This is a genomic window from Pseudomonas sp. GW821-FHT05D12 (assembly GCF_059419825.1).
In genome coordinates, this window is the sequence record NZ_JBWKSN010000006.1 from 175,849 (window position 1) to 196,048 (window position 20,200).

At 62.7% G+C, this 20,200-nt stretch carries 16 protein-coding genes; 10 read left to right on the plus strand and 6 right to left on the minus strand.

Going from position 1 to position 20,200, the window contains the following annotated elements; translation table 11 throughout:
• Nucleotides 1-202: 202 nt before the first annotated feature.
• From AC07SI_RS13390 to AC07SI_RS13400, 3 genes are all read right to left on the minus strand, one after another.
• Nucleotides 203-1,186 (minus strand): alpha/beta hydrolase, encoded by a 984-nt coding sequence (locus AC07SI_RS13390; protein WP_201145942.1) that lies wholly within the window; start codon nt 1,184-1,186, stop codon nt 203-205.
• The gene (gene ypfJ, locus AC07SI_RS13395; protein ID WP_495005851.1) at nt 1,187-2,074 is read right to left on the minus strand and encodes a KPN_02809 family neutral zinc metallopeptidase; all 888 of its coding nucleotides are present in this window, start codon (nt 2,072-2,074) and stop codon (nt 1,187-1,189) included.
• A gap of 155 nt (nt 2,075-2,229) precedes the next feature.
• Nucleotides 2,230-2,646, minus strand: a complete 417-nt coding sequence (locus AC07SI_RS13400; protein ID WP_065910149.1) for a membrane lipoprotein lipid attachment site-containing protein — start codon at nt 2,644-2,646, stop codon at nt 2,230-2,232.
• 185 nt (nt 2,647-2,831) lie between these two features.
• Here AC07SI_RS13400 and AC07SI_RS13405 point away from each other — a divergent pair, with 185 nt between their 5' ends.
• The gene (locus AC07SI_RS13405; RefSeq protein WP_065910150.1) at nt 2,832-3,710 is read left to right on the plus strand and encodes a DMT family transporter; all 879 of its coding nucleotides are present in this window, start codon (nt 2,832-2,834) and stop codon (nt 3,708-3,710) included.
• Here AC07SI_RS13405 and AC07SI_RS13410 read toward each other — a convergent pair whose 3' ends face one another.
• Entirely contained in the window at nt 3,711-5,045 is a 1,335-nt protein-coding gene (locus AC07SI_RS13410; protein WP_065910151.1) for an MFS transporter, read from the minus strand. It abuts the gene before it with no gap.
• 220 nt (nt 5,046-5,265) lie between these two features.
• On the opposite strand from AC07SI_RS13410, the gene quiC reads away from it, so the two are divergent.
• Nucleotides 5,266-7,167: a 3-dehydroshikimate dehydratase QuiC gene (quiC, locus tag AC07SI_RS13415; protein WP_106802562.1), complete on the plus strand. Its 1,902-nt coding sequence runs from the start codon at nt 5,266-5,268 to the stop codon at nt 7,165-7,167.
• A 77-nt stretch (nt 7,168-7,244) separates the two neighbouring features.
• Entirely contained in the window at nt 7,245-7,910 is a 666-nt protein-coding gene (locus AC07SI_RS13420; RefSeq protein WP_495005852.1) for a TetR/AcrR family transcriptional regulator, read from the plus strand.
• Between the two features lie 871 nt (nt 7,911-8,781).
• On the opposite strand, the gene AC07SI_RS13425 is transcribed toward AC07SI_RS13420, so the two are convergent.
• Both AC07SI_RS13425 and aroQ read right to left on the minus strand, forming a co-directional pair.
• The gene (locus tag AC07SI_RS13425) at nt 8,782-9,630 is read right to left on the minus strand and encodes a shikimate dehydrogenase (RefSeq protein ID WP_495005853.1); all 849 of its coding nucleotides are present in this window, start codon (nt 9,628-9,630) and stop codon (nt 8,782-8,784) included.
• Nucleotides 9,627-10,076: a type II 3-dehydroquinate dehydratase gene (aroQ, locus tag AC07SI_RS13430; protein ID WP_065910157.1), complete on the minus strand. Its 450-nt coding sequence runs from the start codon at nt 10,074-10,076 to the stop codon at nt 9,627-9,629. Before aroQ ends, AC07SI_RS13425 begins: the two co-directional genes overlap by 4 nt.
• A gap of 207 nt (nt 10,077-10,283) precedes the next feature.
• On the opposite strand from aroQ, the gene AC07SI_RS13435 reads away from it, so the two are divergent.
• From AC07SI_RS13435 to AC07SI_RS13465, 7 genes are all read left to right on the plus strand, one after another.
• On the plus strand, nt 10,284-10,805 hold the full coding sequence (locus tag AC07SI_RS13435) for an RNA polymerase sigma factor (protein ID WP_028618031.1): 522 nt from the start codon (nt 10,284-10,286) through the stop codon (nt 10,803-10,805).
• A gap of 63 nt (nt 10,806-10,868) precedes the next feature.
• The gene (locus AC07SI_RS13440; protein WP_495005854.1) at nt 10,869-11,867 is read left to right on the plus strand and encodes a FecR family protein; all 999 of its coding nucleotides are present in this window, start codon (nt 10,869-10,871) and stop codon (nt 11,865-11,867) included.
• A 197-nt stretch (nt 11,868-12,064) separates the two neighbouring features.
• Nucleotides 12,065-14,725 carry a TonB-dependent receptor gene (locus tag AC07SI_RS13445; RefSeq protein WP_495005855.1) on the plus strand — a complete coding sequence of 887 codons (2,661 nt, stop codon included), beginning with the start codon at nt 12,065-12,067 and terminating at the stop codon, nt 14,723-14,725.
• Nucleotides 14,726-14,806: 81 nt separating this feature from the next.
• The gene (locus AC07SI_RS13450) at nt 14,807-15,427 is read left to right on the plus strand and encodes a heme acquisition protein HasA (RefSeq protein ID WP_065910164.1); all 621 of its coding nucleotides are present in this window, start codon (nt 14,807-14,809) and stop codon (nt 15,425-15,427) included.
• A 165-nt stretch (nt 15,428-15,592) separates the two neighbouring features.
• Entirely contained in the window at nt 15,593-17,329 is a 1,737-nt protein-coding gene (locus tag AC07SI_RS13455) for a type I secretion system permease/ATPase (protein WP_495005856.1), read from the plus strand.
• Nucleotides 17,326-18,651, plus strand: coding sequence for an HlyD family type I secretion periplasmic adaptor subunit (locus AC07SI_RS13460; protein ID WP_065910166.1), 1,326 nt, complete (start codon nt 17,326-17,328; stop codon nt 18,649-18,651). The genes AC07SI_RS13455 and AC07SI_RS13460 overlap by 4 nt, the downstream gene beginning before the upstream one ends.
• Nucleotides 18,648-19,982: a TolC family outer membrane protein gene (locus tag AC07SI_RS13465; RefSeq protein WP_106802571.1), complete on the plus strand. Its 1,335-nt coding sequence runs from the start codon at nt 18,648-18,650 to the stop codon at nt 19,980-19,982. Before AC07SI_RS13460 ends, AC07SI_RS13465 begins: the two co-directional genes overlap by 4 nt.
• Nucleotides 19,983-20,200: the final 218 nt, after the last annotated feature.

Genomic DNA, 20,200 nt, shown 5'->3' on the forward strand with positions numbered 1-20,200 from the left:
CTTTCGCAGGCAAGCCAGCTCCCACATTTTGACCGTGGTTGTCAGGTAGAAAATCGCTCGCCACAGATCTCACAGCCCACCCCGCGATCCCCTGTGGGAGTTGTCGAGCCCCGCGAGGCTGCGAAGGCGGCCGCATGGGCGATAGAGGGGTTGGCTGACCCACCACCATCGCCGGCAAGCCGGTTCCTACAGGGATGTGGGGTTATTGGAAGAGTACTTTCTGGCCTTCAGGCGAGGTAAACATGCCGTCGCCGTTATGCCCAACGCCCGGCACTTCCACCAGTTTCTGGCTCAACTGCGGGTGCCGCTGCTTGAGGTAGTCAAAATAGTTGTGCCCGCGAATCAGGCGATACGCGCCTTGGGTCTCGGCGGCGCAGCTTTTATCCAGCGCCGGGTGGTTCGGGTCGGTGTCCTGTTGGCCCAGCAGGTAGGTGATGTTGCGTGACACGTAGGCCTGCTCAAGCTGCTCGGCGCTCTGGCCCTTGGCGTAATCCGGCAAGTTTTGCATGCCGTATTTCCAGTCGTTGAAGCCTGGGCAACTGGCGGTGTCGAACTTCACCGGACGCTGTGGCGTGAAGTACGCGTAGGACGATGGGTTGGCGACCACGTAACGCAGGCTGATGCCTTCGGTCTGCAGCATCGGGTGGTCGTGGCCGGTCAGGGCAAACCGCTGGACCACTTGGCCACCGCCGGAATGGCCGGCGACGACGATCTCTTTCAGCGCCGGGAACAGCTTGCGATTGCCCAGGTGCTTGATGATCTGATCCAGGGCACCGTAGGAACTGACCTGGCCTGGGCCGACGGATGGCTCGCCGGCCATCCAGTCGTTGCCGTTCCAGCGCAGCACCTGGTTGTCCAGGTGGTTGCGCTTGATGTCGGACTCATTCAGAAACTGCGGCGCAATCACCAGCGTATTGGTCGCCTGGCCCGCGTGCTCGGCGGCGTCTTCACCGCTTTGCAGGTAGGTCTGCGCATTGCGCAGGCGGCCGTGCACGATGATCAGCGCGCGGGTGACCTGGGGCAGCGGCTGGCGCCAGTCCTGGCTCAAGCCCAGGCTGAGGTCGCCGGCATCCAGGTGAAAACGATCGGGACTGACCACCTTGACCCCATGTTCTTTCTCGGCGGCCCAGGTGGATGAGGAACAGGTAATCAACAAGCCCAGCAGCAATCCCAATCGTTTATTCATCTAAAGACTCTTGGCGGTAAAAGTGTCGCATTGAGTGATCTGGCCCTGGGCAAAGCCGGTCTTGAACCAGCGAACCCGCTGCGCCGAGGTCCCGTGGGTAAACGAGTCCGGCACGACGCGCCCTTGACCCTGTTGCTGCAAACGGTCATCGCCGATGGCGTTGGCCGCATTCAGTGCTTCTTCAATATCGCCAGGCTCCAGCCAGTTCAGGCGCTTTTGCGCGCGGTTGGCCCAGACCCCGGCGAAACAGTCGGCCTGCAGTTCCTGGCGTACCAGCAGGCCGCCATCGCCTTGCAGTTGCCGGCCCTGCTGGCGCGCGGCCTGGATCTTGGCCGAGATGCCGAGCAGCGTCTGCACGTGGTGCCCGACTTCGTGGGCGATCACGTAGGCCTGGGCGAAATCACCGGCGGCCTTGAAGCGTTGGGACATCTCCCGGAAGAAATCCAGGTCCAGGTACACCTGTTGGTCGGCCGGGCAATAGAACGGGCCGCTGGCCGAGGTGGCGCCACCGCAGGCCGAATTGACCCGACCGCGGAACAGAATCAGTTTCGGATTCTTATAGGCCAGGCCATTTTCCTGAAAGACCTGGGCCCAGGTGTCTTCGGTATCACCCAGCACCGCGCGCACAAAGTCCGCTTGCTCGTCGTTGGTCGGCGGTACCTGGCGTGGCTGCGTGCTCACCGAGGGCGCCTGTTCCATCTGGCCGGTCAACTGGCCGAGGATCTGCAGCGGGTCCTGGCCGGTCAACCAACCGATGCCGACGATCAGCACAATTGCCGTCAGGCTCAGGCCCTTGCCGCCACCAAACCGCATGCCGCCACCGCCGCCGCCACTGTCATCGCGGGCATCCACCACGTTGTCGCTGCGTCGGCCTTTTTTCCATAGCATGGGGCAATCCTCTCGATGAACTCTGAAACAGTGTTGTTGGTGCGTGGGAATGGCGCCAGCCCGGCTGTCCGACAGGTTCGAGAGCTGCGTAGTATCGCTGCTCTCAGCCCGTGCTGGCAGGGGCGCCAGATGAAAGTTGTGTCAGGTTGGGCGGCTCAATCGCGGCAGTAGCCTTCACCGCTATCAACCACCAGGCAGTCCTTTTTCTCCGCCAGCCATTTCAGCCCGGTGGCCTCGCCGTTGCCGGCGCGCAGCAGTTGCGGCCCGTCGGGGCGCGTGAAGGCGATGCCGTCTTCGGCGGCTTCACCTTTGAAGGTGCCAGAGTCGTCGGCGTCGAGGCCGTATTGCATGGTGAGGATGTAGTGACCACGGCCGACGCTGTCGTCCTTGGCGATGGTCAGGTTCAGGCCTTCGACGCCGATCCACTTGCCGACCCACTTATCGGTGGGCGGGGTTTCGGGCACCAGCGTGGCTTGCACAGACGGTGGCGCAGGCTTGGGTGCCTCCTTGGACTCCTGGTTGCAGGCGGTCAGCAGGGCGAGGGCAGAAAGAATAAAGAGGGTTTTTTTCATAGCAGCAAGGCCTTGGTTAAAAAGTGTGCAACGCTGGGACTGAGGTGCAGCGTTGGACTCGAATCCCGTGATTTAGTGCGCTGTTCGCACGGTGTTTGGTTATGCTCTGGGGGCAGACGCATGCCCGGCTGCTAGATTACCGGGTTGAGTGCCACCGCGTTCAGCTCGCCACGCAAGAGAATTCAATGACTGTCAGCACCCCCCTTTCCGGCGTCAACCATCCTTTCAAAGGCATCCTGCTGATTGTGCTGGCGACGTTCCTGTTTTCCAGCCACGACGCGTTGTCCAAATACCTGGCCGGGTTCTACCCGATCGTGATGGTGGTGTGGGCGCGGTACCTGGTGCATACCGTGTTGATGGCCGGGATTTTCCTGCCGCAATCCGGCTTGCGCGTGCTGCGCAGCAAGCGGCCGGGGATGCAGGTGGTGCGGGCGTTGTGCCTGTTGGGCACGAGTTTGTTTTTCACTGCGGCGCTGCATTACATCCCGCTGGCGGAAGCCACGGCGGTGAACTTCCTCGCGCCGATCCTGGTGACCGCACTCTCGGTGCCGCTGCTCGGCGAGCACGTGACCCGAGGCCAGTGGCTGGCGGTGATCTGCGGGTTTGTCGGGGTACTGATCATCATCCACCCCGGTGGCGAGCTGTTCACCCCGGCGGTGCTGCTGCCGCTGTGTTCGGCGCTGTTCTTCTGCTTTTACCAATTGCTCACGCGCATCCTCAGCCAATACGACACGCCCACCACCAGCAACTTCTTTGCCGGGCTGTGCAATACCCTGGTGATGAGTGCGCTGGTGCCGTTCTTCTGGCAGGTTCCGACGCTGTGGCATGGTGCGTTGATGCTGGCGCTGGGCACCTGCGGGATGACCGCCCACTTGATGCTGACCCAGGCGTTCCGCTTTGCGGCGCCGGCCTTGCTGGCGCCGTTCGGCTATTGCCAGATCGTCTTTGCGGGGTTGTTGGGCTGGCTGGTGTTCAGCCATACCCCCGATGTGACCACGGTGGTCGGCATCGGGGTGATTTGCATGAGCGGCTTGGCCGCTGCCTGGCAGCAGCGGCGCAGGTGATCAGACGTCTACGGTGGGAATCTTGCGCGGCGCCATGAAGTACATCCAGGTCAGCGCAATGAAGTACATCGCCGGGATCAGGGTGAACAACACCGTGTAGTTGTTGTTGGTCACCGTGAGGATATGCCCGACGATCTGGGTCATGAACATGCCGCCGATGGCCGCGCACATCCCGCCAAAGCCGAACACCGTGCTCATCATGTGCTTGGGCGTGTAGTCCATCACCAGGCTCCAGATATTCGCGGTCCAGGCCTGATGCGCGCCGATGGCCAGGGAGATGGCAAACACCGCGACCCACAGCTGGCTGGAGCCGGCCGCCATGATCACGCCGACGATGCAGCAGGCAAACAGCAGCATCGACAGCAACCGCGCCTTGATCGAGTTCATCCCGCGGCCGATCAGGAACGACGAGAGAATCCCCCCACCCACACTGCCGAAGTCGGCGGTCAGATAGATGATGATCAGCGGGATGCCCATCTGCGTCACGTTGATGCCCAGGTTGTATTGCTGGTTCAGGAACGGCGGCAGCCAATACAGGTAGAACCAGAACACCGGCGCGGTCATCGAGTAGGCGAGGGCGAAGGCCCAGGTGCCGCGCATGCGCAGGATGCGGCTGAACGGCACGCGCGGTTGTTCCGGCTCGACTTCCTGTTGCACGTAGTCCAGTTCGGACTGTTTAACCGTCGGATGGTCTTCCGGGTTGTAGTACTTCAAGCCCCAGAACAGCAGCCAGATCCCGCCGAGTGCCGACATGCACAGGAACGCCGCCTGCCAGCCCCACACGTGCAGGATCAACGGCAGCAGCATCGGCGTCATCATCGCGCCGACGTTGGTGCCGGCGTTGAAGATGCCGGTGGCCACCGCGCGCTCACCGGCCGGGAACCACAGGCGGGTGGTCTTGACGCAGGCCGGGTAGTTGGCGGCTTCGGTCAGCCCGAGGATAAAGCGGCAGACCATAAAGCCGACGGCCGAGGTCGCCAGGCCGTGGGCGCCGGTGGCCAGGCTCCACAGCAGCACCGCGCAGAAGAACACACGCTTCACGCCGACGCGGTCGATCAAGCGCCCTTGCAGCACAAAGCCGATGGCGTAGCCGACCTGGAACCAGAAGTTGATATTGGCGTAGTCCATCGCCGTCCAGCTCATCTCCTTGGCAAGGATTGGCTGCATCACGCCCAGGGCGGCGCGATCGATGTAGTTGAGGGTGGTGGCGAAGAACACCAGGGCCAGCATGCCCCAGCGAGTTTTACCCACGGCCAGGGCGCCGCGAATCTTGTCGCCGATGCCGGCGTGCGGGTTGCCCGGGCGCGCGGCCAGGACGGAGTTTTGCGAAGGCATGAGGTCGTACCCGTTTTTTGAAATTTTTATGGTGTGTTCTGGGTCTTGATACGGAATCGATGGTGCGCAGCGGTTAAAAAATCGTCAATTCGTCAACAGCCATTGTGTTCGATAATCGCACTGAAAACTAACCGGTTCGTACATTTCAATTGCTGTGAACAGTTTAGCGGCGAATAATTTGCCGTAAATAAGACGAGCCTCAAATGCCGGGAGTCGCCCCATGCAACGCTCTATTGCCACCGTTTCCTTGAGCGGAACCCTGCCGGAAAAACTCGAAGCCATCGCGGCTGCCGGGTTTGATGGCGTAGAAATCTTCGAAAACGATCTGCTGTATTACGACGGCAGTCCTCGGGAAGTTAGGCAAATGTGTGCCGACCTGGGCATTGCCATCACCCTCTTCCAGCCCTTTCGCGACTTTGAAGGCTGCCGCCGCGACCGCCTGGCGCGCAACCTGGAGCGCGCCGAGCGCAAATTCGACTTGATGCAGGAACTGGGCACCGACCTGGTGCTGGTGTGCAGCAATGCCTCGGCCGATTGCGTCGGCGATGAACGCATCCTGCTGGATGACTTGAGCCTGCTGGCCGAACACGCTGGCCGGCGTGGCTTGCGCATCGGCTATGAAGCGCTGGCCTGGGGCAAGCACGTGAACACCTGGCAGCAGGTGTGGAACCTGGTCCGCCAGATTGACCACCCCAGCCTCGGCGTATTGCTCGACAGCTTTCACACCTTGTCGCTGAAGGGCGACCCGAGTGGCATCGCCGAGATTCCCGGCGACAAGATTTTCTTTGTACAGATGGCCGACGCGCCGATCCTGGCCATGGACGTGCTGGAGTGGAGCCGGCATTTCCGCTGCTTCCCCGGCCAAGGCGAATTCGACCTGGCGGGGTTTCTCGCACCGATCATAAAAAGCGGCTACACCGGGCCGTTGTCCCTGGAGATTTTCAACGACGGCTTCCGCGCCGCGCCCACTCGCGCGAATGCGGCGGATGGCTTGCGGTCGCTGCTGTACCTGGAGGAGAAGACCCGCCAGCGCCTGGCGCAGGAGCAACCTGCGGTGCCGGTGGAGATCCTTTTCGAAACCCCGGCGGCCAGCGAATACGACGGCATCGAGTTCCTCGAGTTTGCGGTGGATGAAAGCCTCGGCGCCAAGCTGACTCACTGGCTGGAGCGCCTGGGGTTCGTTAAGGCCGGCCAGCACCGGTCCAAGAGTGTCAGCCTGTTGCGCCAGGGCGATATCAACCTGATCCTCAATTGCGAACCGTATTCCTTCGCGCATAACTTTTTCGAAGCCCATGGACCGTCGTTGTGTGCCACGGCGATTCGGGTCAAGGACAGCGCCAAGGCCCTGCAGCGGGCAGTGGCCTACAAGGGCCAGCCCTATCGCGGCCTCGTGGGCCCGAACGAGCTGGAACTGGCCGCCGTGCGCGCGCCGGATGGCAGCCTGATTTACCTGGTGGACCCGAGCGAGGGCGGTCTCTACGACACCGACTTCAACCTGCAACCGGCCACTGCCGCCAGCGGTGGCTTGCTGCGCATCGACCATATGGCCATGGCGCTGCCGGCCGACAGCCTCGACAGTTGGGTGCTGTTCTACAAAAGCCTGCTGGATTTCGAAGCCGATGACGAAGTGGTGCTGCCCGACCCGTATGGCCTGGTGAAAAGTCGCGCACTGCGCAGCCGCTGCAGCTCGATTCGCCTGCCGCTGAATATCTCCGAGAACCGCAATACCGCGATTTCCCACGCCCTGTCGAGCTATCGCGGCTCGGGCGTGCACCACATTGCCTTCGACTGTGCGGACATTTTCGCCGAGGTACGCCGCGCGAAAGAGGCCGGGGTGCCGCTGCTGGATATTCCGCTGAACTATTACGACGACCTCGCCGCACGTTTCGATTTTGACGACGAGTTCCTCAGCGAACTGGCGTACTACAACGTGCTGTACGACCGCGACGCGCAGGGCGGTGAGTTGTTTCACGTGTACACCGAACCGTTCGAGGGGCGGTTTTTCTTCGAGATCATCCAGCGCAAGAACGGCTATGCCGGCTATGGCGCGGCCAACGTGGCGGTGCGCCTGGCGGCGATGGCTAAATCGCGCAGCGGTGCAGTGCGTCAGGCACGCTTATGACGGCGGGCCAGGTGCTTCCTTCGGGGAGCGCCGCGGCCCATAATCACTGCCTGCATAACAATGGCCGTGAGCGCACCATGACCTCGAGTCCCGAACTCCCCGCGGTGTCAGACGCACCGCGCAAGAGTCGCAAGAACAATCCGGAAAAGACCCGCGAAAACATTCTCCAGGAAGCCATCGTCGAGTTTGTCCAGCAGGGCCTGTCCGGCGCTCGCGTGGATGCGATCGCCGAGCGCATCCACACCTCCAAACGCATGATCTATTACTACTTCGGCAGCAAGGAGCAGTTGTACGTCGAGGTGCTGGAGAAGCTCTACGGCGATATCCGCAACACCGAAACGCGGATGAACCTCACCGCGCTGGAACCGCGCGAAGCAATCCGCCGGCTGGTGGAGTTCACCTTTGATCACCACGACCAGAACGTGGATTTCGTGCGCATCGTCAGCATCGAAAACATCAACAACGCCGAATACGTGAAGCGCTCCGATTCGATCAAGGCGATGAACAGCAACATCCTCGAAGGGCTGGGCGCCACCTTGCAGCGGGGGGCAGAGTTGGGCGTGTTCCGCCAAGGGCTGAACCCGCTGGACGTGCATTTGCTGATCAACTCATTCAGCTTTTACCGCGTGTCCAACCGACATACGTTCAGTGAGATTTTTCAGATCGAACTGTCGGATGAGGCGATCAAACAGCGGCATCGCGAGATGATTTGCGATTCGGTGATGCGGTACTTGCAGGTCTGAGTACGCGCGATATTCGGGAAGGAATGCAGTCCCTGTGGGCTTGCTCGCGAAAGCGGTGGGTCAGTCGCTGCAGGAGGTGACTGATCTGGCGCCTTCGCGGGCAAGCCCGCTCCCACCTTTGGGATGTATTTCAAGGTTGGACCCGGGTGTGTACCGCCCGCTCAAATGCCGCAGTACCCCCAATCCCAAGCCCGAACAGCGATCAAAACTGTGGGAGCGGGCTTGCTCGCGAAAGCGGTGGGTCAGTCGCTGCAGGAGGTGACTGATCTGGCGCCTTCGCGAGCAAGTCCGCTCCCACATTTGGGGTGTATTTCAAGGTTGGAGCCGAGTTCTGCCTCCCGCTCAGATGCCGGTGCAGCCCCCCGAATCCCAAGCCCGAACAGCGATCAAAACTGTGGGAGCGGGCTTGCTCGCGAAAGCGGTGGGTCAGTGGCTGAAGAGGGTGACTGATCTGGCGCCTTCGCGGGCAAGCCCGCTCCCACCTTTGGGATGTATTTCAAGATTAGAGCCGAGTTGTACCGCCCGCTTAAATGCCGGTGCAGCCCCCCGAATCCCAAGCCCGAACAGCGATCAAAGCTGTGGGAGCGGGCTTGCTCGCGAAAGCGGTGGGTCAGTCGCTGCAGGGGGTGACTGATCTGGCGCCTTCGCGAGCAAGCCCGCTCCCACCTTTGGGATGTATTTCAAGGTTGGAACCGGGTGTGTACCGCCCGCTCAGATGCCGGTGCAGCACCCCGAATCCCAAGCCCGAACAGCGATCAAAACTGTGGGAGCCGGGCTTGCCCGCGATGGCGGTGTGTCGGGTAGACAGCTATCGGCTGGCAAACCGCTATCCCCGGCAAGCCGGCTCCTACAGTTGATCGTGTTTCGACAGTCAGCTATTCATGCGCTGAAAGTGCGCCAGCATGCGCTGCGCATCCGGCACCTTGCCGCTGAACAATTCAAACGCCTTGACCGCTTGAAACACTGCCATGTTGCCGCCATCCAGGGTGCGGCAACCCAAGGCGCGGGCGTCGCGCAGCAGCTCGGTTTCCAGGGGGAAATACACAATTTCTGCCACCCACAGTTGCGCTCGCAGCAGCGCAGCGGGCACCGGTGTGCCCGGTAGCTTGGCCATGCCCATGGGTGTGGTGTTGACCAGGCCATCCGCTTCGGCCATGGCGTTTTCCAGGTGATGGCCGACTTGGGCGCGACCGGCGCCGAAGTGCTGCGTGAGGTTATCCACAAGGTCGCGGGCGCGGCTGGCGTCCACATCGAACACACTCAATTGCTCCACGCCTTCGGCCAGCAGCGCGTGGGCCACTGCCGCACCCGCGCCGCCGGCGCCCATTTGCACTACGCGCTGGCGGGCAACATCACTCAGGTTTCGCCGAAACCCTTCGGCAAAGCCCAGGCAGTCGGTGTTGTGGCCGATGCGTTTGCCGTCCTTGAACACCACCGTATTGACCGCCCCAATGCCGCGGGCCTCGTCGGATAATTCATCGAGCAAGGGCAGGATCGCCTGCTTGCACGGGTAGGTAATGTTCAGGCCGGTGAAGTGCATCAGCTCGGCGGCATCGAGCAAGTCGGGCAGGGCGTTGAGGTCCAGCTTCAGCGGTTCCAGGTCGATCAGCCGATACAGGTAGCGCAAGCCTTGGGCGTCACCTTCGTGCTCATGCATGGCCGGCGTACGGGAAGCCTGGATGCCGGCGCCGATCAGGCCGGCGAGGATGCGCGGTTTCATTGCGTCGATCCCTTCAGCAACTGGCTGAAATGCTCCAGGGCCAAGTGGTAGCCATGGCTGCCGAACCCGGCAAGCACGGCCTTGGCGATAGGCGACACAAACGAGTGATGCCGAAACGCCTCGCGTGCATGCACGTTGGATAAATGCACTTCGATCACCGGTACTTCACTGGCCACCAGCGCGTCGCGAATCGCCACTGACGTGTGGGTCCAGGCTGCCGGGTTGATCACGATCCCGGCGCAGCGGGCGCGGGCGCCGTGGATCCAGTCCAGCAGCTCGCCTTCGTGGTTGGTCTGGCGAAATTCGATTTTCAGCCCCAGTTGCTCAGCGCTGCGGCCACACAGGGCGGCGACATCGGCGAGGGTTTCATGGCCATAGGTGGTCGGCTCGCGGGTGCCGAGCAGGTTGAGGTTGGGGCCGTTGAGCACCAGCACGATGGGCGGCATAAGGGGTGTCTCCACACTTATTGTTAGTTGTGCGGATAAAATGTACTGGATGGTTAATTTGGTCAATTGATGGCAGCGGATGTGTTCGATTACCGAACCGTTAATCAGACCTTGAGGCGCGACGGATCAGATTAGATATCAATTGAAAATCATTCTCGACAACGCTTAAGATGCCCGCCTGTTTCCTTAACATTCCAGGGAGTCGGTTTGTCGGACGTGGATCTCAAAGGCCTGTTTCTCAAGCACGCCGATACCCTGCGCGGGTATCTGGCGCGCAAGGTACGGGACCCGCAGTTGGCCGCGGACCTGGTGCAGGAGAGCTTCCTGCGCCTGGCGGAAAAGCCGGCCGGCGAGCGCATCGACAACTCCCAGGGCTATCTCTATCGAACGGCGAGCAATCTGCTGATCGACCATATTCGCCAGGAAGCGCGGCGCAAGACCGACTCCGTGCCCCACGAGGCGCTGGCCGAGATTGAAGATGAAGTGGCCGGGTTGGAGGCTCAGGCAATGGCGCAGCAACAGCGACAGGCATTGAAGCAGGCACTGGCGGAGTTGCCGGAGCGCACCCAGCAGATTTTCCGCCTGAACCGCATCGAGGGCATGACCCACGCCCAGGTTGCCCGGCACCTGGACATCTCCGATAGCTCCGTGCAAAAGCATCTGGCCAAGGCCTTGGCCTACGTGATGCAGCGCCTGCAGGACGGCGAGGTGGCGCCATCCGACGAATGAATTACCGAAAAACGCCAGGTCAGTCGTCACAGCGTTATATAACGAAAAATTCGAGATTCACACGTGAATAGCCAGGGTCCGCAACAGCACAGCATTACCGAGGTGGCCGCCGAGTGGGCGGTGCGCCTGCACGCCGGTGCCCTGACCGACCAGGAGCAGGCCGAGCTGCGCCATTGGATCGCCTGTGACAGTCGCCACGAAGCGGCGCTGCGCTTTGCCGAGCAGACCTGGGCGGCGTTGGGCGAGGTGCATAAGGATGAGGCGGTACACCGCCAGCGCCCCTCTGCGGCGGTGCTGCCGGTGCGCCGGTCGTCGCGGCGAAGGCCGTGGCAGCGGGCGGCGGCCGTCGCGCTGGTCGTGGTGGCGGCGGGTGTCGGCTGGGTGCGCGGGCCGGAAGCCTGGCTACGCCTGCAGGCCGACTATGTCACCCAGAAAGGCGAGGTGCGCACCGTGCACCTGGCCGATGGCAGCACGGTGGAGCTGGATTCCGCCAGTGCGATTCGCCTGGATTACGACGGCGTGCAACGGCGCATCAGCCTGCTCCAGGGCTCGGCGATCTTCGATGTGGCGCCGATGGTCGGCAAGGAGACCCGGCCATTCGTGGTGCAAAGCGCCGGCGGGCAGACCCGCGCGTTGGGTACGCGGTTTGTGGTGGACCGCGAGGAAAGCAGCCAGGCCTGGGTGGGCGTGTTGCAGCACAGCGTTGCGGTGTCCTTGCAAGCCTCGCCGAAAAAAGGCCCCAGCGACCGTGTGCTCCAGGAAGGCCAGGCGGCGCGCTACAGCCCCCAGGAAGGCATCGTGCCCCTGGATCAGTTCAATGTAGAGCGCGCCACCAGTTGGCGTCGCGGCGTGTTGATCTTTGATCGCCAGCCCTTGGCCAAAGTCATCGAAACACTCAACCGCTACCGCCCGGGGCGCGTGGTTTTGACCAGTGCGGACCTGGGCGATCGCGAAGTCAGCGGGGTCTTCCGCCTCGACATGCTCGACACCGCCCTCGGTACCCTGACTCAGGAATTGCAAGTGCAACGCCTGGACCTGGCAGGCCTCAGCCTGATCTATTAACGCCCTGCTGGTGGTGGCGCCCGCGAGATCTTTCCCACGCCATCGCCGGCAAGCCGGCTCCTGCGCGTGTCTTTGCCTGCCAATCCCCCTCATTTAAAAACTTTGAAAAAAATCTTACTGACTTCCTGCGCGTCGCACGTCTTGCTAGGTGAGAAGCATTCGCATAAACAAAAACGCTTACGCAGGGAAAAACACAAATGTCAGCACTCAACAAGGGGCGTGTCACCGGTAGCCGGTTAGCCCTGGCCATTCACCTGGGCCTGTTCGCGGCAGCGGCGCCGGTGTTCGCCGCACAGCCGCAAGTGGCAGCGGCCCAGCCTGCAGTGCTGACGTTCAATATTCCCGCGCAAGCGCTTGGCAGTGCGGTATTGGCCTTCGCCGATCAGGCCGGCCTGCAGGTGTTGTTCGACAGCCAGCGCCTGCAAGGCTTGAACAGCACCGCGCTGCAGGGCAGCTTCGGGGTACAGGAAGGCCTTGGCCGCCTGCTCGGCGCCGCCCCGGTGGACTACCGCTTTACCGGCGAGCGCCAGGTCACCCTGACCCGCGTCGAGCAGCCGAGCACCCCGGCATTGTCGCTGGCAACCACCACCATCACCGGCCAGCACGCCCAGGATTGGGTGTACTCCTCGCCACGCTCGGTCAGTGTGGTCGGGCGTGAACAGCTGGATCGCAACCCGCCGCGCCATGCCGCCGAAATGCTTGAGGAGGCGCCAGGCGTCTACTCGGCGGTCAGTCAGCAGGACCCTGGCCTGTCGGTGAATATTCGCGGGATCCAGGACTACGGCCGCGTCAACATGTCGGTCGACGGCATGCGCCAGAACTATCAGCAAAGTGGTCACCAGCAACGCAATGGCACCCTGTATGTCGACCCGGAGTTGTTGTCCGAAGTCGTCATCGAAAAGGGCGCTACCTCCACCATGGGCGGTGCGGGCGTGATTGGCGGGGTTGCCAATTTCCGTACCGTGGAGGCGGCTGACCTGCTCAAGGACGGCAAGGAAATCGGCGGGCGCATTCGTCTCACCACGGGGCTGGGCGGGCGCAGCAACGGCACGCACTTTATCGGCAGTTCGGCGTTTGCCGTGGGGACCGACGTGTGGGACATGCTGGTGGCCGCCAGTGAGCGCCACCTCGGTGATTACAAACCTGGCACCCAAGGCAGCATCGGCGATCTGCGCACCGGCAGCTCCTTCCTGCCGAACAGTCAGGAACGGATCAAGAACACCCCCGTCGCTTATTCGGGCTCGGTGATGCGTTCGCGCCTGCTCAAGCTCGGTATCAATCTGCCGGTGGACCAGCGCTTGCAACTGAGCTACCTGACCACCGAGGTTGGCTACGACGACGTGAACATGATGACCGCCGAAAAAGCCCAGTTATGGGAAAAGCTCGGCAGCAGCAATGTCACGGCGCAGAACTTCGCGCTGGACTACAGCTATACGCCGGACAACCCGCTGATCGATTTCAAGGCCAAGCTCTACTACGTCGATACCCGCAATGACCAGAGCACTCTGACCCGTGGCAGCAGCAAGGGGTACGAGGTCACCTACCAGACCAACACCTACGGTTTGCAGGCCCAGAACATCTCGACCTTTGCCTTGGGCGAGCTGTCCGTGCTCAAGGCCAACTATGGGCTGGAGTTCTTCTACGACAAAGTCCGCCCGGACTCCAACCAAATGGTGGAGGCAGGCTCGGCGGTGACCGCTTCTGCAGCGGAAAGCATCACCCCCGAGGGGGACCGGGCACTCGGCAGCCTGTTCGCGCGCCTGGATTACGACTATGACAACTGGCTGAGCCTCAATGCCGGCTTGCGTTACGACCGCTATCGGCTGCGCGGCGAAACCGGCTTGAACACGCGTACCTTCATCATTGGCACCACCCGGCAGGTCGGCTTGCCCATGACCTACGACGTGGACCGGGAAGAGGGGCATTTCTCGCCGACCTTCGGCCTGTCGATCAAGCCTGGCGTGGATTGGTTGCAACTCTTCGCCACGTACGGCAAGGGCTGGCGCCCGCCGGCAGTCACCGAAAGCCTGGTCAGCGGCCGGCCCCATGGCGGGGGCTCGGAGTCGATTTTCCCCAATCCCTTCTTGAAACCGGAGACGTCTACCGCCTGGGAAGTCGGCTTCAACGTGCTGAAGGAAGACCTGGTGTTCGCCGATGACCGCGTGGGCATGAAGGTGTCCTACTTCAACACCCGCGTCGACGACTTCTCCTACATGGCCCTGGGCGTGCAGCCGCCCGGTTATGGCATCGCCAATATCGGCAATGCGGCGTATGTGAACAACCTGGAGACCACGCGTTTTCGCGGTCTCGAATACCAGTTGGACTACGACGCCGGGTTTGCCTATGGCCAGTTCAACTACACACGGATGCTCGGCAGCAACAAGTTCTGCAGCAAGACCGCATGGCTGGGCGGTGTCACCAAGATCCAGAAAGGCCCGGGTAGCCGTGCACCTGTAGACGCGATGGTGCCGGACGACGTGGCCAATGCGGGGCAGAGCTGCAGCGCAATCCTGGGCTCCTCCGAACACATGCCGATGGACCGCGGCACCGCGACGCTGGGTGCACGCTTCTTCGAGCGCAAATTGGATGTGGGCGTTCGCGCCCGCTACAGCGGCGGTTACTACGTAAAAGGCGGCGTCGGCGTGACCACGTCGCAAACCGGCGTTTATCCGGCCGACTGGAAGCCCTACACCGTCTACGACCTTTACAGCAGCTACCGCGCCACCGACCAACTGACCCTGCGACTGGCCATGGAAAACGTCACCGACCGCGCCTATCTGGTGCCGCTGGGCGACGTGTTGGCCTTTACCCTCGGGCGTGGGCGCACGTTGCAGGGCACCGTTGAATACCAGTTCTGACCGATTTTGCCCAGTGACGGGCAAAACCACAGCAGGCACTGGCTTGCTGTGGAGATACCACCCCATGACTTGGAGTTTTGCATGAGCATTTCTATTTCATACAGCACGACCTATGCCGCCAACACGGTTGCCGAGTACCTGAGCGACTGGTCCGCTTACTTTGGTGACCTGAACCACCGCGAAGGTTCGGTCAAAGAAGGTTCGAACACCGGTGGTTTCAATCCTGGCCCGTTCGACGGCACCCAATATGGTGTGTCGAGCACGGTCAGCAACGCGGCGGTGGTCGCCAACGGTGACCTGCACTACACCTTGTTCAACCCGCCGTCGCACACCCTGTGGGGTTCGATCGACTCCCTGAACCTGGGCACTATCCTGTCGGGCGGCGCCAGCAGCGGTGGCTACACCCTCACCGAGCAGGAAGTCAGCTTCACCAACCTGGGCCTGTCGAGCCTGCAGTCCGAGGGCCGTGACGGCCAGGTGCACCAGATCATCTACGGCCTGATGAGCGGCGACAGCACGGCACTGGCCTCGGCGATCGACTCCCTGCTCAAGGACATCGACCCAAGCCTGTCGGTCAACTCCACCTTCGATCAACTGGCGGCTGCCGGTGTTGCTCATGTCGACTCGGCGTCGGTCGCCGCTGCCGATGTGGCGCTGGTGGGCGTTCAGGATGTGCCTCAGGACTTCGCCCTGGCAGCCTGATGCCATGAAAAAAGCGAATGGAAGATCGCTCTCCCATTCGCCGCATTACACCGCTGTCGCCAAGCCTTCTAACTCTTCAAGCGACGGCGGTGCCGAATTCTGCGCAGCGTCGCATGGCCTGTCAACGCAACGACGCTGCCCGCTCAACCCTTTGAGAATCCCCAGATGCGCCACGCCGGCAACGAAACCCTGGCCGCCCTCGCGGCTTATAAAAGTGGCTTCTTCAACATCGGCCTGTTCTCGGCGGTGATCAACCTGCTGATGCTGGCCCCGGCGCTGTACATGCTGCAGGTGTACGACCGGGTGCTGGCCTCGGGCAATCAGATGACCCTGCTCATGCTGACGCTGATGATCCTCGGCCTGTTCGGCCTGATGGGCGCATTGGAGTGGGTGCGTAGCCAGGTGGTGATCCGCCTCGGCACGCAGATGGACATGCGTCTGAACCAGCGGGTGTACGACGCCGCGTTCGAAGCGCAACTCAAGGGCGGCACCCAGGCGGCGGGGCAGGCGCTGCATGACCTGACCACCCTGCGCCAGTTCGCCACTGGCCAGGCGCTGTTCGCGTTTTTCGATGCGCCGTGGTTTCCGGTGTACCTGTTGGTGATTTTCCTGTTCCACCCCTGGCTCGGCCTGCTGGCCCTGGGCGGTGCGGTGATGCTGATCGTGCTGGCCTGGCTCAACCACCGCGTCAGCCAGGCGCCGATGGCCCTGGCCAGCCAACTGTCGATCAGCGCCAGCCAGCAGGCCACGGCGAACCTGCGCAATGCCGACACCATCGAGGCCATGGGCATGCTCGCCACCTTGCGCGGGCGTTGGTTCCGCCAGCACCAGGCGTTTCTTGCGCAGCAGAACCTGGCCAGTGAAAAGACCGCTGCCGTCACAGCCTGGTCCAAGGGCGTGCGCCTGGCGTTGCAGTCGCTGGTGCTGGGCCTCGGCGCGTTGCTGGCGGTGCAGGGCGAGATCACGCCGGGGATGATGATTGCCGGGTCGATCCTGATGGGCCGCGTGCTGAGCCCCATCGACCAACTGATTGGCGTCTGGAAGCAATGGGGCTCGGCGCGCCTGGCCTACGAGCGCCTGTCGCAGATGCTTAAGGCCAACCCGGCGCGCCCCGAGCGCATGAGCTTGCCGGTGCCCAAGGGGCAACTGAGTGTCGAGCAGATCAGCGCCTGCGCTCCAGGCAGTCGGCGCCCGGCGCTGGCCAACCTTGGCTTCAACCTGCCGGCAGGCGAAGTGCTCGGCGTGATCGGCCCGTCGGGGTGCGGCAAGTCCACCCTGGCGCGGGTGCTGGTGGGGGCCTGGGCGCCGCTGGCCGGCAAGGTGCGGCTGGACGGCGCCGACCTGAGTCACTGGGACAAGCAGCAACTGGGTCCGCACATCGGTTACCTGCCCCAGGACATCCAGCTGTTCGCCGGCAGCATCGCGCAAAACATCGCGCGTTTTGAGGCGGTGGACGCCGACAAAGTCCTCGCCGCCGCACAAATGGCGGGCGTGCATGACTTGATCCTGCAACTGCCCCAGGGCTACGACACCCCTCTGGGGGAGGGCGGTGCCGGCCTGTCCGGTGGCCAGAAACAGCGAGTGGCCCTGGCCCGCGCGCTGTACGGCTTGCCCGCGCTGATCGTGCTGGATGAGCCCAACGCCAATCTCGACGAGGTGGGCGAGCAGGCCCTGCTGCAGGCGATCACCCAGCTCAAGCAGCAGCGCCGCACGCTGATCCTGATTACCCACAAGCCCAACGTGCTGACGCTGACCGATCAGCTGTTGATCCTCAAGGACGGCCAGTTGCAAGCCTTTGGCCCGACGGCGCGGGTGCTGGAAGCGCGGCAGAAACCTGCGGCGCCCAAGCCGGTGTCGACCATGAGCATGAGTTACCGCCTCGGTGAAGGAAAACAGGCATGAGCAGCAGTAAACCGGTGTTGGTCAGTGATCAGCCGAACAATGTGCTGGCGCTGGATGACAAAAAATACTCGCGCCTGGGCTGGTGGCTGGTGCTGGGTGGCTTCGCCGGTTTCCTCGGTTGGGCGGCATTGGCGCCGTTGGACAAGGGCGTGGCGGTGCCGGGCAAGGTCATGGTCTCGGGCCATCGCAAGACGGTGCAGCATCCGGCGGGCGGTATCGTCGAACGCATCGAAGTGCGCGACGGTGATGTGGTCAACGCCGGCCAGGTGCTGCTGCGTTTGAAGGAAACCCCGTTGCGTGGGCAGATGCAGTCCCTGCGCAGCCAGTACCTTGCGTCCCTGGCCAGCGAAGCGCGCTTGAGTGCGGAAAGCGAAGGGTTGGCGGCGGTCACCTTTGGCCCCGAGCTGCTTGACGATCCCGAGGCTGCCAACACCCTGGACCTGCAACGCCAGCTGTTCAGCAGTCGCGCCCAGGCGCTGGCGACCGAGCAGCAAGGCCTGCGCGAAACCATCGCCGGGATCGAGGCGCAGCTGCGTGGCACGCGTGACTCGCAGGCCAGCAAGGTCCAGCAACGTGCAGCGCTGAGCGAGCAACTGCAGGGCCTGCGCGAGTTGGCGCGCGACGGTTACATCCCGCGCAATCGCCTGCTCGACAGCGAGCGCCTGTATGCCCAGATCGACGGCACCATCGCCGAGGACTACGGCCGTATTGGCCAATTGCAGCGCCAGGTCCTGGAGCTGCGCCTGCGCATCCGCCAGCTCGGTGAAGACTTCCAGAAAGACCTGCGCGGCCAATTAGCCGATACCCGTACTCGCAGTGATGACCTGCGCAATCGCCTGGCCTCGGCCGAGTTTGAGCTGGCCAACAGCCTGGTGCGTGCGCCCGCGAGCGGTGTAGTGGTCGGCCTGGATGTGTTTACCGAAGGCGGGGTGATCAAGCCTGGCCAGGCATTGATGGACATCGTGCCCCAGGGCGAGCCGCTGCTGGTGGAGGCGCGAGTGCCGGTGCAGATGGTCGACAAGGTGCACCCCGGCTTGCCGGTGGAGTTGATGTTCTCGGCCTTCAACCAATCCACCACGCCACGGGTGGCCGGCGAGGTCACGCTGGTGTCGGCGGATCGCCAGGTCGATGAGCGCACCGACGAGCCTTACTACACGCTGCGCGCGCAGGTCAGCGCGGCCGGCATGCAGCAACTGGACGGCGTGCAGATCCGCCCCGGCATGCCGGTGGAAACCTTCGTCAAGACCGGTGAGCGCTCGATGCTCAACTACCTGTTCAAACCGTTGCTGGATCGCACCCACATGGCCCTGGTGGAAGAATGAAGGCGTTGTTGTTCACCCTGTGTTTCAGTTGCGCACCGGCGGCGCAGGCCCTGGGTTTGTTGGATGCGTACGACCTGGCCCTGCGCAATGACCCGACCTTCCAGGCCGCGATCCAGGAGCGCGAGGCCGGCGAGGAGAATCGTGCGATCAGCCGCGCCGGGCTGCTGCCGAACCTGTCCTGGAGCTATAACAATTCGCGCAATGAATCCGAAGTGACCCAGAGCACCGCCGTGGGCAATGTCACCAGCGACCGCGATTACCGCAGCTATGCGTCGACCCTGACCTTGCAGCAACCGCTGCTGGATTACGAAGCCTATGCGCGCTTTCGCCAGGGCACTGCCCAGGCGCTGATGGCCGATGAACGGTTTCGCGGCAAGAGCCAGGAACTCGCGGTGCGCGTACTCAGTGCCTACAGCCAGGCGTTGCTGGCCCAGGAGCGTATCGAGCTGAGCCGCGCACAGAAACGCGCGTTTGCCGAACGCCTGCAACTCAATGATCGCCTGCTCAAGGGCGGGGAAGGCACGCGCACCGACGTGCTGGAAACCCAGGCCCGCCTGAGCCTGGCCCAGGCCGAGGAAATCGAGGCGCTGGACACCCAGGACAGTGCCCTGCGCGAGCTGGAAGCCATCGTCGGTCAACCGTTGCAGATCGAAGAACTGGCACCGCTGGCTCGCCAGTTCGCGATTCCGCCGCTGGAGCCCAACCGTTTCGACACCTGGCGCGAACTGGCGATGGCCAACAACCCGGAGCTGAAGTCCCAGCATCACGCGTTGGACGTTGCCGAATATGAAGTAGAGCGCAAACGCGCCGGCCACATGCCCAAGGTCAGCCTCTACGCCAGCAGCCGCCAGACCAGCTCCGACTCCGAAAGCAGCTACAACCAGAAGTACGACACCAACAGTGTCGGCATCCAGGTCAGCCTGCCGCTGTTCGCCGGTGGCGGCGTGTCGGCGTCCACCCGCCAGGCGGCGCACCAACTGTCCCAGGCCCAATACGAACTGGATGCGCAAACCTCGGCGACCCTGGTGGAGCTGCGCAAGCAGTTCAACCTCAACACCAGCGGCGCGGCGAAAGTGCGTGCTTACGAAATGGCCGTCAGCTCCGCCACCGCCTTGGTCACCGCGACCCAAAAGAGCGTCAGCGGCGGCGAGCGCGTCAACCTCGACGTGCTCGACGCCGAACAACAGCTTTACACCGCCCGCCGCGACCTGGCGAACGCACGGCATGCGTATCTGCTGGCGCGGATTCAATTGAAGTATTACGCAGGGTTGCTCAACGAGCAGGACTTGCAGGCGTTGGCAGGGTATTTCCAGCCGCCACCTTTGCCTTGAAATGCATGCCCCCTGTGGGAGCGGGCTCGCGAAAGCGTTGTGTCAGTCAACAGATATACCGACTGACCCTCCGCCATCGCAGGCAAGCCAGCTCCCACAGGGGATATGTGTGCGCTGTGCGATTGCATGTAGCTCGAACCTGCTGCTCGGATGTGGGAGCTCTCGAGCCAGAGCGAGGCAGCGATGGCGGTGGTTCAGCCAACCCATATACCAACTGA